The organism is Acinetobacter sp. YWS30-1 (genome assembly GCF_033558715.1).
In the GTDB taxonomy this organism is placed as follows: Bacteria; Pseudomonadota; Gammaproteobacteria; order Pseudomonadales; family Moraxellaceae; genus Acinetobacter.
This window is the reverse complement of sequence record NZ_CP114606.1, coordinates 203,374-218,412: the sequence shown is the minus strand read 5'-3', so window position 1 is coordinate 218,412 and position 15,039 is coordinate 203,374. Positions and strand designations below refer to the sequence as shown.

At 43.2% G+C, this 15,039-nt stretch carries 14 protein-coding genes; 6 read left to right on the top strand and 8 right to left on the bottom strand.

Going from position 1 to position 15,039, the window contains the following annotated elements:
* Positions 1 to 585: 585 nt before the first annotated feature.
* The 3 genes from pgsA to uvrC all read right to left on the bottom strand — a co-directional run bounded on the left by pgsA (position 586) and on the right by uvrC (position 3,993).
* Positions 586 to 1,173 (bottom strand): CDP-diacylglycerol--glycerol-3-phosphate 3-phosphatidyltransferase, encoded by a 588-nt coding sequence (pgsA, locus tag O4M77_RS01030; protein WP_004781631.1) that lies wholly within the window; start codon positions 1,171 to 1,173, stop codon positions 586 to 588.
* A 107-nt stretch (positions 1,174 to 1,280) separates the two neighbouring features.
* On the bottom strand, positions 1,281 to 2,075 hold the full coding sequence (locus O4M77_RS01025; protein ID WP_323713691.1) for a thioesterase family protein: 795 nt from the start codon (positions 2,073 to 2,075) through the stop codon (positions 1,281 to 1,283).
* A gap of 118 nt (positions 2,076 to 2,193) precedes the next feature.
* Complete coding sequence (gene uvrC / locus O4M77_RS01020) at positions 2,194 to 3,993, bottom strand: excinuclease ABC subunit UvrC (protein ID WP_180025219.1); 1,800 nt, start codon at positions 3,991 to 3,993, stop codon at positions 2,194 to 2,196.
* A 224-nt stretch (positions 3,994 to 4,217) separates the two neighbouring features.
* Between uvrC and O4M77_RS01015 the strand changes: the two genes are divergently transcribed.
* Positions 4,218 to 5,282 (top strand): AAA family ATPase, encoded by a 1,065-nt coding sequence (locus O4M77_RS01015; RefSeq protein ID WP_323713690.1) that lies wholly within the window; start codon positions 4,218 to 4,220, stop codon positions 5,280 to 5,282.
* On the opposite strand, the gene O4M77_RS01010 is transcribed toward O4M77_RS01015, so the two are convergent.
* A complete protein-coding gene (locus O4M77_RS01010; RefSeq protein WP_159123727.1) occupies positions 5,279 to 5,695 on the bottom strand; it encodes a PH domain-containing protein in 417 nt (138 codons plus the stop codon). The two genes, O4M77_RS01015 and O4M77_RS01010, sit on opposite strands and share 4 nt — an antisense overlap.
* A 158-nt stretch (positions 5,696 to 5,853) precedes the next feature.
* Between O4M77_RS01010 and O4M77_RS01005 the strand changes: the two genes are divergently transcribed.
* Complete coding sequence (locus O4M77_RS01005) at positions 5,854 to 7,158, top strand: IS4 family transposase (RefSeq protein ID WP_323713689.1); 1,305 nt, start codon at positions 5,854 to 5,856, stop codon at positions 7,156 to 7,158.
* Positions 7,159 to 7,204: 46 nt separating this feature from the next.
* On the opposite strand, the gene lpxO is transcribed toward O4M77_RS01005, so the two are convergent.
* A complete protein-coding gene (gene lpxO / locus O4M77_RS01000) occupies positions 7,205 to 8,122 on the bottom strand; it encodes a lipid A hydroxylase LpxO (RefSeq protein ID WP_323713688.1) in 918 nt (305 codons plus the stop codon).
* Between the two features lie 489 nt (positions 8,123 to 8,611).
* On the opposite strand from lpxO, the gene fadB reads away from it, so the two are divergent.
* From fadB to O4M77_RS00985, 3 genes are all read left to right on the top strand, one after another.
* Positions 8,612 to 10,762, top strand: a complete 2,151-nt coding sequence (gene fadB, locus O4M77_RS00995; protein ID WP_323713687.1) for a fatty acid oxidation complex subunit alpha FadB — start codon at positions 8,612 to 8,614, stop codon at positions 10,760 to 10,762.
* A 12-nt stretch (positions 10,763 to 10,774) separates the two neighbouring features.
* The gene (fadA, locus tag O4M77_RS00990) at positions 10,775 to 11,947 is read left to right on the top strand and encodes an acetyl-CoA C-acyltransferase FadA (RefSeq protein ID WP_323713686.1); all 1,173 of its coding nucleotides are present in this window, start codon (positions 10,775 to 10,777) and stop codon (positions 11,945 to 11,947) included.
* A 137-nt stretch (positions 11,948 to 12,084) separates the two neighbouring features.
* Complete coding sequence (locus tag O4M77_RS00985; protein WP_180013864.1) at positions 12,085 to 12,588, top strand: glycine-rich domain-containing protein; 504 nt, start codon at positions 12,085 to 12,087, stop codon at positions 12,586 to 12,588.
* 19 nt (positions 12,589 to 12,607) lie between these two features.
* Here the strand turns inward: O4M77_RS00985 and O4M77_RS00980 are convergent, their stop codons facing one another.
* Positions 12,608 to 12,943: a hypothetical protein gene (locus O4M77_RS00980; protein WP_284879778.1), complete on the bottom strand. Its 336-nt coding sequence runs from the start codon at positions 12,941 to 12,943 to the stop codon at positions 12,608 to 12,610.
* Positions 12,934 to 13,398, bottom strand: a complete 465-nt coding sequence (locus O4M77_RS00975; RefSeq protein ID WP_323713685.1) for a hypothetical protein — start codon at positions 13,396 to 13,398, stop codon at positions 12,934 to 12,936. Before O4M77_RS00975 ends, O4M77_RS00980 begins: the two co-directional genes overlap by 10 nt.
* A gap of 174 nt (positions 13,399 to 13,572) precedes the next feature.
* On the opposite strand from O4M77_RS00975, the gene O4M77_RS00970 reads away from it, so the two are divergent.
* A complete protein-coding gene (locus O4M77_RS00970) occupies positions 13,573 to 14,070 on the top strand; it encodes a hypothetical protein (protein ID WP_323713684.1) in 498 nt (165 codons plus the stop codon).
* A 92-nt stretch (positions 14,071 to 14,162) separates the two neighbouring features.
* Here O4M77_RS00970 and tehB read toward each other — a convergent pair whose 3' ends face one another.
* Complete coding sequence (gene tehB, locus O4M77_RS00965; protein WP_323713683.1) at positions 14,163 to 15,026, bottom strand: SAM-dependent methyltransferase TehB; 864 nt, start codon at positions 15,024 to 15,026, stop codon at positions 14,163 to 14,165.
* Positions 15,027 to 15,039: the final 13 nt, after the last annotated feature.

Here is a 15,039-nt window from a genome sequence, read left to right as displayed (position 1 = left end):
TACGTAAATTAAGCGAAAGGTATCACTTCGAATGCTATAAAAAAGTAACCTATAAAAAGAATTCCCTTTTTAATTTGAAAATTACTTCTTCATCAGATCATGAGTTAAATACCTGACAAGAGACTCCTCGGATATTCTTTTTCTATAGATACTCTATTTCAGATACTCTATTTCTCTTAAAAGCACTCTAAAAACTATTTTAACTTTCATGAAATCGAAAATTATTGACCTAAAAAACAGGCTCAAAACCTGTCATTTTCCTACCGTGTTTTTTAAATTTAAGCAGCCATTATCTTACTGAAAAGCAATCAGATTTGTATCAAAATAATCAATTGTAAATTCTGTATACATTGCTCTCACAAAACACAACATTCAGCTACAAGAAACCACATGATTTTGTGGAAGGTGCTCCCTATAATGACCAGCAAGAAGATGAGATATCTTTGAATAACTATAATAATAACTGAGAAATACCCCCGATTTCATCCCAGTTCTTCCCCCAAAGGCTGGGTATTTTTTTGCCTGCTATTTTTATATTTCCTATTTCAGCTATAAAAAAAAGCCCCTTTAAGGAGCTTTTATTGATTAAGGCTGTTTCAGATATGGCCAGGCTGCTTTTAGATAAATAAACATTGACCATAAGGTCAGTACCACAGCTGTATATAGCAAAGCATAAGCCAGCATTTCTAGCGGTGGCCAGTTCAGCAGGAAAACCGTAATTGCGATCATCTGGAACGCGGTTTTGTATTTACCCACTGTCGACACCGCCACACTGGTACGCGCACCGAGTTCAGCCATCCATTCACGTAAAGCTGAAACTGTAATTTCCCGTGAAATAATCACAATCGCTGCAAAAGCCATCGAGATCGAAGGTTGCCATTGCACTAAGACAATAAGCGCAGCAGCGACCATCAACTTGTCTGCAACTGGATCCAAAAAACGACCAAAAGCAGACGTCTGATTCAGAGTACGCGCCAGATAACCATCAAACCAGTCAGTGACTGCAGCCACTACAAAAATTGTCGTTAAGATAATATGCCGCGTCACATCAGGACTGGTTTCATTAAATCCCATTGCCGGTGGCCAATATGCGACCAATAAAAAAACCGGAATCAGGATAATACGAGCCAAGGTCAAGATATTTGGAATATTCAGGATACGACCTGTAGTCATAGACACCGCCAATTGTTCCCCTCATGTACGATGAAAATGCACACTTTTTTCGAGGTTTAATCCATCATTAATACGCTTCACTTTATACGAATTGACTTGAAGTGTCACTAGGCAAACACCGTCACTGTCTGTCTGGCCATCGCAATCAGCCGATTTTCTACATCCCACAGATAGGCATGTTCTGTTGAATAACCGTCAGCCGCATGGTCGGTAATCACTTTATATTTAAACCAATCATGTAGCTGATGCTGCACTGGATGCACATAGGTTACAGTCCAGGTCAGGCTGCTCGCTGGGGCCAGTGTCTGAAACATCGGTAACACCCCAGGTGGCCAGATGTCAAAAATGGCCATCAGGTCAGCTAACTGAAATTCACGGTCAGAATGTTGATCTGGATGGAAGCGGCACCAGCCTTCAAAATCAGGACGTACACTTGAACTGCACGGCAGATTCAAATCCGCCCATCTGAGTTCGAAATGATCAAAACACTTTGGAAGCTTGAACTGTGCAGGAATCTGAAACAAGGCGTCAGGAGGAGCATAATCCGGAGCCTGCATTTCCTGATGTACCTGAATGCTAGAATCGCGCGCTACGCCGAAACTGGCAATCAGAATGCTCTGAACAGCCTCATCCTGCCATAGACGCACTTCGATGGTAGTGACCGATTTGCCTTCACGCAGAATTTCCGCAGTCAGGCGTGCTTTGCCTTCCTGTACCGGGCCAACAAAAGTCACACTGGTACTCAGCAAACGTTTAGTAGGATCATTGATTATTACCACAGCTTTTTGCATCATGACTGCAGCTGCAAGTCCACCGTAGATGGTTCTTCCTTGTCCCCAGCCTGGCGGCATTTCAATCCATTCTTGCTGCGCAATTTGTGCGTACAGTGTTTGCAAAGACATATCGATCCTTCAACTTTGTCTGATGAACCGATATATTGCTGGAAAAATCTATGAATAGAAATGACCTTTGACTCGAAGGTCAATGTGCATTTTTGCACTTGTAATTGATATAAAACAATTACTCATGCAGAACTTTATAAATCATCCGGGCCATCACAGAACCCAGACCTGGCACCAGTTGCAGGTCTTTTTCTGAAGCTTTAAGCACACCCTGAATCCCGCCAAAATGGGTCAATAAATCACGACGGCGCTTCGGCCCTAATCCTGGGATCACTTCCAATACGGATGAACCCCGTTTTTTATCGCGTTTGGCCCGATGGCGGGTAATGGCAAAACGGTGAGCTTCATCACGTACCTGCTGGATCAGATGCAGGGCCTTATGATCTTCTGGAAGCTGGATCTTACCGCCATCGGTAAAATGCAGGGTTTCCAGACCCGGCTTACGTCCTTCGCCTTTAGACACACCGACCATAAAGGCATCCAGCCCAAGTTCCTGCATGACTTCCATCGCCATATGCAATTGCCCTTTACCACCGTCAATCAGCAGCAAATCTGGCAGCATGGCTTTTTTATAACGACGGGTTAAGGCCTGACGCATCGCGGCATAGTCATCACCCGCCTGAATATCATTGATAGAAAACTGGCGATAATCGCGTTTGCGCGCGCCTCCACTATCAAAGACTACGCAAGAAGCAACCGTATCTTCACCCATGGTATGCGAGATATCGAAACACTCAATCCGATCTACCGGCCGTCCCACGACTTCCTCTAACTGATGGAAACGTTCATTCAGCTCAAAGTGATTGGCCAGCTTGCCCTGAATGGCATGTTGCACATTCATCTGTGCAAGTTCCAGCCATTCGGCACGGGTTTCCCGAACTTTGGATTTGATCTGAATTTTCTTGTCAAAATGTTGAGAAAGTGCGGCTTCCAGCTCCTTCCGATCTGGCATTTCAATATTTACGATCAGTTCAGAAGGAATTTCATCGGCAACCTGGAAGTAGAAGTTGGCAATAAAATCCGAGAGCATTTGTCCCAGATCGTCACTCAGCATATCCGGAAAATAGCCTTTACCGCCGAGCATCTTGCCATTACGCACATGCATGATCTGCACACAAGTTACTCCTGCCTGGTAGGCAATCGCCAGAATATCTGCCTCACCTTTGACTTTATAAATCGCCTGCTGGGCCTGTACATCACGCAGTAATGCCATCCGGTCACGATAAAATACCGCCTTTTCAAATTCCAGATTTTCTGCGGCTGCTTCCATCTTGGCAATCAGTTCCTGATTCAACTCTTTGGTATCGCCTTGCAGGAAGCGAATCGAATTATTGACATCTTCCTGATAATCCTCAGGTGAAATCAGGCCGACACAAGGGCCGGAACAGCGCTTGATCTGATATTGCAAACAAGGTCGAGTACGATTGGCAAAGAAACCATTCTCACAAGAACGTACATTGAATAATTTTTGCAGAATAACCAAAGTATCGCGGGCATTGTAAGCACTCGGATAAGGTCCAAAGAACTTGCCGACCTGATGTTTGCCCTTACCACGACCGCTGGCAATCCGCGGATAGGGCTTGTCTGCAGAGACAAAAATATAGACATAGGATTTGTCATCACGCAGCATGATGTTATACGGTGGACGATGCAGCTTGATCAGGTTTTGCTCTAGCAATAAAGCTTCAGTTTCTGAACGCACCACCAAGGTCTGAATGTCATAAATCCGTGCCACCAAAGCTTGAGTCTTGGGATGATCAAGGGTTTTGACAAAATAACTAGATACCCGATTTTTCAGGTTCTTGGCTTTTCCCACATATAAGAGTTCGCCATCTTTGCCATACATCCGGTAGACCCCGGGTAAGGTGGTCATATTGGCCAAGATTTTTTCAATATGAGGGCGTGCGTTCTCGTTCACCTAAAACCTATTTTTCACCTGCAATATGCAGATATATGTGATGTTTAATGTGTCATTTTCAAGCGATGACACAAAATTCACCCGAACTGTCATCGAAAGTGAAACAGGTTATGCCCAGACCGCCGTATTTATAAGCAACCCAATATGGTCTGATTGCTAAAAGCTATAAGTCGCCTGAACTAACTTTGCTATGCTCGACAGGTCCAATCTCGAGATGATCCAAGATGACAAGTTCCCAATCCGGTATTCATGTTGTGCAACCTGCCACCTCTAGCCATAGCCAATCTGAGCGTGACCTTTTAATTGGGAAACCGCGTTTTCATTTTGAACCTCAGGCTGTGATGCAGTTGCTACGGGAACGGATCATCGGTCAGGATGCGGCCTTAAATGAAATTGAAAAAATGCTGCATGTGGTCAAGGCTGACTTTTCCAGTCCTGAACGTCCGCTTTCGGTTACCTTAATGCTTGGCCCGACCGGTGTCGGCAAAACCGAGACCGTGCGTCTGATTGCCGAAGCAATTTATGGCCGTCCTGATGCTTTCTGCCGGATTGATATGAATACTTTGGCGCAGGAACATTATGCAGCTGCCCTGACTGGCGCGCCTCCGGGTTATGTGGGCTCTAAAAAAGGCCATAGCCTGTTTGATGAAACCGCTATTGCCGGAAGCCATACCCGTCCCGGCATCATGCTGTTTGATGAACTGGAAAAAGCCAGTACTGAAGTGATTCGTGGTCTGATGAATGTACTGGATACTGGTCGACTGACGTTGACTGCTGGTACCAAAACCATCGATTTTCGTAATTGCATGATTTTTATGACCAGTAATGTCGGTGCACAAGCCGCGCAACAATATCTGGAAAAGCTCAGCTATCTGCCGCAAAAAATGCAGCAACTATGTCTGAAAAAAGTACCGACCCAGCAGATTATTGAAAAAGTCATGCAGCGCAAGTTCGATCCTGAATTTTTAAACCGGATTGACCGTACCTTGCACTATCAGGCTGTCCAAAATGATGCCCTGCCACGACTGGTTGAGATTGAGCTGGATAAATTAAATCAACGTCTGCAACATCAGAAACGACAGATTCACCTCACTGATGCAGCCAAGGCCCATTTTTATCAGGGTCATGACATCCGTTATGGCGCCCGTCATCTGGGCCGAAAAATACGGACTGAACTGGAACCGATCTTAGCGATTTATTTCCTGAACCATCCAGAACAACTGCAACTCCATCTGGACTGCATTAATGGTCAATTGCTAGTTCAGCCTCAAGCCTCCGATTCCAATTAAACTGTTTGATGTGCTTGAATCGCCTGAATCAATGCATCCGGGTCTTTAGGTGAAATCAGGACATACTTTTGTTGATCTGCCAGCATATAGCTAACTTTTAAACGCTTGAAAGACAAAGCAGGTGCAATTTCTGAGTGATCTGTAGGCTGGATATTCTGAATCGAACCAAGCGGAATTTGCCAGGTCAGCCACAAGCTTTTGATAATCAACTGCCCATCCTGCACGATATAACGGGTACTCCAAACCGGCCACCAGACCAAGAGGATTGTAAGTATATAGACTGCGGTATGCACCGGATATTGAGCCATCGTCCCTTTGGCCTGCATGGTCAGTAATAATTGCAATAACAAACCGCTCATACAGATCAAAAATGCCAGCAGCCACCAGTCTTTTTTGGAACGAAATACACGCATCATCTTCCCCCTATTTTGTTTTATCTTACACAAAATCAGAATGATGTGGTGAATCTCTGCAAGTAATAAAAAACGCCCATGTGGGTAATGCCAGTCAGTTAAGCAAATATTAGTAAAATGTAGTAAAAATGAGTGTATGTAAATACGCTCATTTTTTTATGACTTTATCTGAAAATTTAGATTGCACCCTTCAACATTCTTTACCTTCACTTAGCCATTTTAGTGAATTTATTGATTTCAACTGGATTGAGGAAAGTCTGCATCAAACAGGTAAGGCATCAATTAGAAGAAGGAAGTTACCTGCTGAACATGTGGTGTGGCTTGTCATTGGACTCGCTTTATTTCGAAATCAACCTATCGGATATGTCGTAGAACAGCTAAAACTTGTATTTGGTACAACAGAATATTGTGTTCCTAGCGCAGTAGTACAAGCACGACAACGTTTAGGATCAGAACCTTTAAATGCGCTATTTTCTTTACTTAGCCAAGCCTGGTTTGAAGAATCTCAGCAGCAATACTCAAACTTTCACGGTCTGAGTGTGTGCGCTGTTGATGGTGTTGTTTGGTCTATGCCTTATACAGATGAGAATTTTGCACACTTTGGTTCATCTAAAGGAAAAACTGCTGATGCTCCTTATCCACAAGTGAGAGCAACCTGCTTAGTAAATACCGCGACCCATGAAATTATAGATGCTCAAATAGGCAGTATGGATCAAGGTGAACTCACACTGGCAAGCCAATTATCTCCTTGTTCACACAGTATTACCCTATTTGATCGAGCCTATTTCTCTGCAGATTTTCTCATCGGGTGGCAAAAACGTGCAGAAGAAAGTCATTGGCTTATGCGTGCAAAAGATAATTTACGGTATGAGATTGTGGAGCGTAATTCGCAACATGACTTTCATATTAGAATGCCGATATCAACAAGAGCTAAAAAACTTAATCCAGCCTTAGGAGACTATTGGGAGGCACGTCTCATTGAGGTTGAGCAGGCAGGTAAGATTAGACGTTATATCACTTCACTAATAGATTCAAAGAGATATCCATTATTAGCTTTAGCAAAACTCTATGCCCAGCGTTGGGAAATAGAAATGTGTTACCAAGAAATCAAGAGTAACTTACAGGAAGGGAAGCATTTAAGGAGTAAACAACCTGCCTTGATTTATCAAGAATTATGGGGAGTCTTTATTGCCTATAATATTCTAAGAAGACAAATGAAATATATGGCGCAACGTGCAAAAGTCAGTCCTTTGAGAATGAGCTTTCATATTACCTCTATTGCTATCCTTAACCTATTGAAGTTTGATTCTTTGGCTTCCGCAGGTAATTTGCCTAAACATCTAGAAAGTTTAATGGAAAAATCTAAAAGGTATGTTTTACCGAAAAAAAGAAGTAGAAACTACCCACGAGTTGTGAAAGGGAAACCACAGAAATACCCAAAAAAATGCCAGTCAATCTCTTAACTGACTGGCATTACCCATGTGGGCGCTTTATTTTTTATGTTGCAGCTTAGGCAAACAGATAAGGACGAATAAAGATCAGGAAGAAAATACCCAGCATCAGGAACCATTTCAGGAAATAGTACAGCTGGCGGTTCTGTGCTTTTAAAGCTTTGGCTTTTACCCGGAGTTGATAGACATAACCAAAGACTTTGTTTAAGCCACCAGTCTGATCCCCAACCTCATTCGGTGAACTGGCTGCTGTCATCACTTTTTTACCAAACCAGTGATTGAAGCGTTCCATCCAGCGGGTTTTTAAAGGTCGCTCGACATCAGCAAAGAAAATGATCCGGTTCTGGTCAGTCTTGTTTTCGGCATAATGAATATAGGTTTCATCAAATACCACGCTCTCGCCGTCGCGCCAGGAATAACGCTGACCATCGACATCGATAAAGCAGCGGTCATCATTCGGGGTCATTAAGCCCAAGTGATAACGCAATGAACCGGCATAAGGGTCACGATGACGGACCAAACGGCTATCGGGTGCCAGCTCGGTAAACATGGCCGCTTTAATGGTAGGCAAAGTTTTGAGCAAGACGGTAGTTTTTGGGCAGAGTTCTGCTGCAGAGGGATGCGCCGAGTCATACCATTTTAAATAGAAGCGTTTCCAGCCAGTCTTAAAAAATGAGTTAAACCCCAGGTCATCATATTTGCTCGAAGCCTTGATCCCGCCTTTTTGATAGAGTGCCTGTGCTTCGTCACGAATCATTTCCCAGTTTTCATCCAGCACTTTTAGGTCTTTAAAATGCTGCGTATCGATATAAGGCTGATTCGGTACGCTTGAAAAGGCGTACATCAGAAAATTGATCGGTGCAAACAGGGTCGAATGGTCAAAAAACTGGCGATAAAAAGAATGCCGAACTGTGCCACGTCGCTGAATATATAACGCTGAGATGACAAAGATGGCCAAAATAATCCACTTAAGCATATCAATACCCAAAAAATCCTAGCCCTAAAAAAGAACGGGGAAAAATAAAAAAGTCACATCTGGGCCGCATTATAACAAAGCTGCTTTTGCTCTCCCTACCCGCTTGTAGAACACAGCGTTGCATACATTTTCTTACATCCGTATCGAATAATTTGAATCTCAATTGACTATTTTGACCAAAACACCACACAGCAAACATTCCCTATCTGGTCAATTTACGTTATAAAAACAGCGCGACAGCAATAAAAAAGTGAAATTGAAACAATAACTTCATTACACTGCGATAACGGTTCACTGTATTCCGGACATGACAACGCCTTGATTGAGCGATGAAAATTGATGACCCTTGCGTCACGGCTTGATACAACTTGTGTTGTTCTTTTTGGATATAGTTATCGTAAGATTAGCGAAGTAAAAAAGTGCGCGGGAAATGCGCGCTTGCTTCACAACATCAACTTAGAAGTCCTCCAAAATAAAGGAGATCAGGGCATGATCCACGCTGGCAATGCCATTACCGTCCAAATGCTTGAGGACGGAATTGCAGAATTCCGCTTTGACTTACAAGGTGAGTCGGTTAACAAATTCAACCGTGCAACGATTGAAGATTTCAAGGCTGCGATTGACGCAGTTTCCGCTGCTGACATTCAGGGTTTAATCGTGACTTCAGGTAAGTCTACATTTATTGTAGGTGCTGACATTACTGAATTCGGCGATAACTTTGCTCAAGGCGAACAGGCAATTGTTGACTGGGCACTACCAGTTCATGAAATTTTTAACAGCTTCGAAGACCTGGACATTCCTAAAGTTGCCGCGATTAACGGTATGGCACTAGGTGGCGGTTTCGAGATGTGCTTAGTCTGTGACTACCGTGTGATGTCAGAACAGGCGCAAGTCGGCCTGCCTGAAATCAAACTTGGTATCTTCCCTGGTTTCGGTGGTACGGTTCGCTTAAGCCGTCTGATCGGTATCGACAATGCAGTTGAATGGATGGCCATGGCTACTCCGAAAAAACCGGCTGCTGCACTGAAAGATGGTGCTGTTGATGCGGTTGTGGCTGCAGACAAACTGAAAGATGCTGCGATTGACCTGGTGAAACAGGCAATTCACGGTCGTTTAGACTGGCAGGCAAAACGCCAGGAAAAACTGGATCCAATCAAGCTGAACATGCTTGAGCAAATGATGGCATTCAATACGGCGAAAGGTGCGGTTCTTGCAAAAGCAAACCCTGCTCAATACCCGGCGCCAAAACTATTGCTTGATTCTCTTCAGGCAGGTGCAAGCTTACACCGCGATGAAGCGTTAAAAGTTGAAGCTCAAGGCTTTGCGAAAGCTGCGGTAACTCCACAAGCGGGTGCGTTAATCGGTCTGTTCATGAACGACCAGGTGGTGAAGAAAACTTCTAAAAAATATGAACAAGGTGCACATCCAGTGAACCAGGCTGCCGTTCTAGGCGCAGGGATCATGGGTGGTGGTATTGCTTACCAGGCGGCAAGCAAAGGCACTCCAATCATCATGAAAGACATCGGTAACCAGCAACTTGCACTGGGTATGTCTGAAGCGAATAAACTGCTGACCAAGCAGGTTGAACGCAAGAAAATGAAACCGGCGCAAATGGGTGAAACTCTTGCTCGCATCCGTCCTACTTTAAGCTATGACGAGTTTAAAGAAGTCGACATCGTGATCGAAGCAGTAACTGAAAACCCGAAAGTGAAAGGTATCGTACTGAAAGAAACTGAATCTAAAGTACGTGAAAACACGATTATTGCGTCGAACACATCTACGATTTCAATTACGCGTCTGGCTGAAAATCTGGAACGTCCTGAAAACTTCGTGGGTATGCACTTCTTTAACCCGGTACACATGATGCCATTGGTAGAAGTGATTCGTGGTGAGAGGACTTCTGCTGAAGCGATTGCAACGACTGTTGTGCTTGCTCAGAAAATGGGTAAAACACCAATCGTAGTGAATGACTGCCCGGGCTTCCTGGTAAACCGCGTACTGTTCCCTTACTTCGGTGCATTTGACCTGTTACTGAAAGATGGTGCTGACTTCCAGCAAATCGACAAAGTGATGGAAAAATTCGGCTGGCCTATGGGTCCTGCTTACCTGATGGACGTGGTTGGTATCGATACTGGCGTTCACGGTGCAGAAGTGATGGCTGAAGGCTTCCCGGATCGTATGAAACCTGATTTCAAAGGTTCAATCCAAGTGATGTACGAAAACAACCGTCTGGGTCAAAAGAATGACGTTGGTTTCTACAAATACGAACTTGACCGTAAAGGCAAAAAAGCCAAAGTGGTTGATCCAACTGCATACGAGCTTGTGGCATCTGTTGCAACTGCTGAAAAACGTGAATTTGATCCTCAAGAGATCATTGACCGTATGATGCTGGCTTTCTGTAACGAAACTGTTCGTTGCCTGGAAGACAACATTGTTGCAACTCCGGCTGAAGCAGATATGGCGATGATCATGGGTGTAGGTTTCCCTCCATTCCGTGGTGGTCCATGCCGTTATATCGACCAGACTGGTGTAGCTGAGTATGTTGCACTTTGCGACAAATACGCGCACTTAGGTAAGGCTTATGAAGCGCCGCAATCATTGCGCGACATGGCTGCTAACAACAAAAAATTCTACGGTTAAGGAGTGACGTGAATGGCTACTTTAAATCCACGTGACGTTGTGATTGTTGATGGCGTACGTACTGCCATGGGCAAATCGAAAAACGGTATGTTCCGCAATGTACGTGCCGACAGCATGTCAGCTGAACTTATCCGTGCGTTGATGATTCGTAACGAATTCGACCCGAATGAAGTCGAAGATGTGATCTGGGGCTGTGTGAACCAGACTCTGGAACAAGGTATGAACATTGCGCGTAACATCGCATTGTTAGCTGATCTTCCTAAGACTGTTGCAGGTCAAACGGTTAACCGTCTGTGTGGTTCTTCTATGCAGGCAATCCACACTGCGGCTGCACAGATCGCGACTAACCAGGGTGATATCTTCATCATCGGTGGTGTAGAGCATATGGGCCATGTAGGCATGATGCATGGCATCGACCTGAACCCTGCTGCATCTAAGCACTATGCAAAAGCATCAAATATGATGGGCCTGACGGCTGAAATGCTGGGTCGCATGAACGGCATTACTCGTGAAGAACAGGATGCGTTTGGTGTTGAATCTCACCGTCGTGCTTGGGCTGCAACTGAAAATGGTCTGTTCCAGAACGAGATCGTTGGCATTGAAGGTCATAATGCTGACGGTTATAAAGTTCTGTGCGATATCGATGAGGTGATCCGTCCAGATGCGAACCTTGAATCGTTCAAATCTTTGCGTCCAGTATTCGATCCGAAAGGCGGTACAGTGACTGCAGCGACTTCTTCAGCCTTGTCTGATGGTGCATCTGCAATGTTGTTAATGTCTGCTGAACGTGCTCAAGCCTTAGGTCTTAAGCCACGTGCTGTAATTCGCTCTATGGCGGTTGCAGGCTGTGATGCTGCGATCATGGGTTATGGTCCGGTTCCGGCAACACAAAAAGCGTTGAAACGTGCTGGCCTGTCAATTGCTGATATTCAAACTTTTGAATTGAACGAAGCCTTTGCTGCACAAGGTCTGTCTGTTCTTAAAGGCTTAGGCATTTATGACAAGCAAGACATCGTGAACCATAACGGTGGCGCGATTGCATTGGGTCACCCATTGGGTTGTTCTGGTGCGCGTATCACAACAACATTGTTGAACGTGATGGAACAGCAAGATACACAAATCGGTCTTGCGACGATGTGTATCGGTTTAGGTCAAGGTATTGCAACAGTGATCGAACGTGTTTAATTCTTAAATACCAAGATCAAAAAAAAACCCGCTTTTGCGGGTTTTTTTTGTCCCTTAAAATTCCCCAATCCAAATAAAGCTACATGGCAATATTTCCTACATAGCAACAACGCTATAAACCTACTAAGGAAAAAGAAATGGGAAATTTAGCAATAGACTTTAACCATAAAGCTACTCTAGCAAGCTCAAACATGCCGACTTCGGTTGAGAGTTTAAATTTCAATAAATTAAAATTTAAATTAACATCAGGTAAAGAAGCAACCATGTCAAAAAAAGTTTGCGAATTTGCAGAGCAAGAATATAAACGTTTTCTAGCGTTAAAATATTTCTATCCAAAAGAAACGCTAGTACCTAATAAACTTGTTGATGAGTTTTGGCATGCTCACATTTTAGATACTCGAAATTACCACATGGATTGCTTGAAAATTTTTGGAGCTTATCTGCACCACTATCCATATTTTGGAATCCATGATGAAGTCGACCAACAAAATTTGAAAAATACTTTCCAGCGAACTAAAGAACTTTATGAAGTTTGGTTTGGCCCATACCCTGATTTCACAATTGAAGCACGCTGTGGTGATGATCACGCCTGTCACGCTCCTTCAAGCTGTGCATGTCGTGTACCTGGTGCATGTAAATAGCTTTTTATACTGGGCAGTATCACTGCCCAGTTGCCTTACATAAGGCTTCAATTGCTGTATCTATTTGTAAATCTAATTTCTTAGAAAATTTATTGCCTGTATTCTTTTCCCACTGTTTATATTCAAGAAAAAATATATATTTCTTCAATGCATCTTCTTTCTTAATGGTTAATGACCCTTGTTTTGCCCTCTGAATATCTTTTTTTAAGCGCTCATAAAAAGAAGCATCTTCATCGGAAAATGCATCGCTAAAAGCCTTTAAATTACCTGTATAAACTTCTTCAATTAAGTTTAAAAACTTTTCCAAATTAGGGTTTAAATTTAATTGATCTTTTTCATTATTTTCTAAATGCATTCATTTGTACCTGCATCAACCACTTTAGGATCTAACTCACCCCAGAGTGGATAATTAGTATTTTCAACTATGTACGTCGTAAAACATGTGCATGTCTTATCAATACGTTCAGCATCCCATCTTTTCTTTTGCATAGCCAAATTTGCCTTACAATTAAGATCAAACTGCCTAACCTGCTTATCAGTCCAATTAGTTTGTATTCTCGAATAATTAATTTCAGTGGGTTTGAGAGCGTCTTTTATTTGATCTATGCCTACACCACCAGCAACCCCACTCAATCCAGCAATAACAAGAATTTTCATAAAACCTGATTTAGGTTTTTCTTTATTAATGAAAATTAATGGATTTTGGCAAGTACCACAATGATAAAGACCTTGTTCACCAATCTCATGAAGCTTATTTATTGTATTACAAGAAGCACATGTAATATAACCATTTGTTTCTAGCCCGCTCACCTAACCCTCTATTAATTATATATTTTTCACGATTATAGTTATTTAACAACCAAAGTGTTATCCCTTTGTAAATTTAGTTGAATATTCAACCAATAAAAACTTATTCATCAGCCACTTATATTTGACAAGCGTATCATAGCCTCACATTTCTCTCCTTTATTTATGGGGTTACGCATGAAAATGCTTAAAATACTTCTAGCAACTGCTATCGTTGCAACTTCAGCTTCTGCTATGGCTTCTACAACAGTTTCTCCTGTTGCTGCAATGAAAGAACAAGCAAAAACTGTTGCAGCTCAAACTACTCAACAAGCAACCGCGCCTGCACAAGCAAAAGTAGCGACTGCAACCGTTAAAGCACAAGATACTGCTGTCAAAGCTACTGCTGAAAAACAAGCAGTTGTCGCTAAAGTAGAAACAGCTCAACAACAAGCTGCTCAAACTAAAGAAGCAGCGAACGCTAAAGTGGTAGCAGCAAAAACTGTAGCGGATACTAAAGTAGAAGCTGTGAAAACTGATGCAGCTGTAAAAACTGCTGAAGTAAAAGAAGCAACTGTAGCCAAAGCTGAAGAAGTAAAAGCTGCAGCAGCTCAACCAGTAGAAGCAGCACCTGCTGAAGCAGCTGTAAAAGCCGAGAAAAAAGGCTGGTTCTCTTGGTTTAAAAAAGCGGCTTAAGATTTTTTAAGCATAAAAAAGATGTCAGCTTGACATCTTTTTTATTTTGGATGATTTAATTTATTTTCAGGAATTAAAAGACTTAATCTTATTTAAACCTTCTGCGCCAACATGGTGGCAAAATGCTGCTTAATCCGCTGGCCCTGCTCATCGACACGGTATAGCTCACCGATATCTTCATTGTATTTCACAATATTCCAGCCTTCATAATAGGCACTGAGCTGTCCCGGCTTAAAACTAAACGGAAAGTCTGGCTGTGCCGAAATATCATCGGTATCCATCGCACAGACAATCAGGTTATAACCGCCCGGCACTGTCGCCTGCTGCATCTGTGCAATAAGAGGTGGAATGGTATCGGCCTGCAGGAACATCATCACTACCGTACAGCAGATAAAGTCATATTGGCCCTGAATACTGGGGTCAAAATTTAAATCCCGTTGCTGAACCTGAATATTCCCGATTTCTTCGGCCTGAATGATTTGTCTTAAGGTCTGCAGACTATTTTCATTCACATCCCAGGCGTTGACTTCAAAACCGTTCTGGCTCAAATACAGCGAATTGCGGCCTGAACCACAACCGACATCCAGCGCACGGCCACCCTTTAAATACGGCATAGCCGCCAGAATTTCCGAATGAGTCGGGCTTAGCTGATATTTTTTGCTGAAGTAATTCTCAGGTTTGCAGTAAAAACGCAGCTGACATTCTGCATCTTCACTGGCAGAAATAATCTTATGCCACACCTGTGGCTCAATAAACGGTGGTTGCTGCTCTGGCGTAAATACATGTTCAGACTGTATATGACCTGACTGATCCAGCATGGCAAAATGCAGCTCACCTTTAAGAACGGTCAGCTTTGCCCAAGTCCCCGCTTTGGTATTATGTGGCTGCTTGAACCCTTGTGGAATAGCTTGCTGTGACCAGACCGGAAATTCTTTATAACATCTCAGTTGTTGCATAAAAGCTTGTGCT

Bases quoted from the DNA above. Each gene is read 5' to 3' on its own strand.
- pgsA (WP_004781631.1), bottom strand. From the start codon at position 1,173: ATGACTACAGGTCGTATCCTGAATATTCCAAATATCTTGACCTTGGCT.
- O4M77_RS01025 (WP_323713691.1), bottom strand. From the start codon at position 2,075: ATGTCTTTGCAAACACTGTACGCACAAATTGCGCAGCAAGAATGGATT.
- O4M77_RS01015 (WP_323713690.1), top strand. From the start codon at position 4,218: ATGACAAGTTCCCAATCCGGTATTCATGTTGTGCAACCTGCCACCTCT.
- O4M77_RS01010 (WP_159123727.1), bottom strand. From the start codon at position 5,695: ATGCGTGTATTTCGTTCCAAAAAAGACTGGTGGCTGCTGGCATTTTTG.
- O4M77_RS01005 (WP_323713689.1), top strand. From the start codon at position 5,854: ATGACTTTATCTGAAAATTTAGATTGCACCCTTCAACATTCTTTACCT.
- lpxO (WP_323713688.1), bottom strand. From the start codon at position 8,122: ATGCTTAAGTGGATTATTTTGGCCATCTTTGTCATCTCAGCGTTATAT.
- fadB (WP_323713687.1), top strand. From the start codon at position 8,612: ATGATCCACGCTGGCAATGCCATTACCGTCCAAATGCTTGAGGACGGA.
- fadA (WP_323713686.1), top strand. From the start codon at position 10,775: ATGGCTACTTTAAATCCACGTGACGTTGTGATTGTTGATGGCGTACGT.
- O4M77_RS00985 (WP_180013864.1), top strand. From the start codon at position 12,085: ATGGGAAATTTAGCAATAGACTTTAACCATAAAGCTACTCTAGCAAGC.
- O4M77_RS00980 (WP_284879778.1), bottom strand. From the start codon at position 12,943: ATGCATTTAGAAAATAATGAAAAAGATCAATTAAATTTAAACCCTAAT.
- O4M77_RS00970 (WP_323713684.1), top strand. From the start codon at position 13,573: ATGAAAATGCTTAAAATACTTCTAGCAACTGCTATCGTTGCAACTTCA.
- tehB (WP_323713683.1), bottom strand. From the start codon at position 15,026: ATGCAACAACTGAGATGTTATAAAGAATTTCCGGTCTGGTCACAGCAA.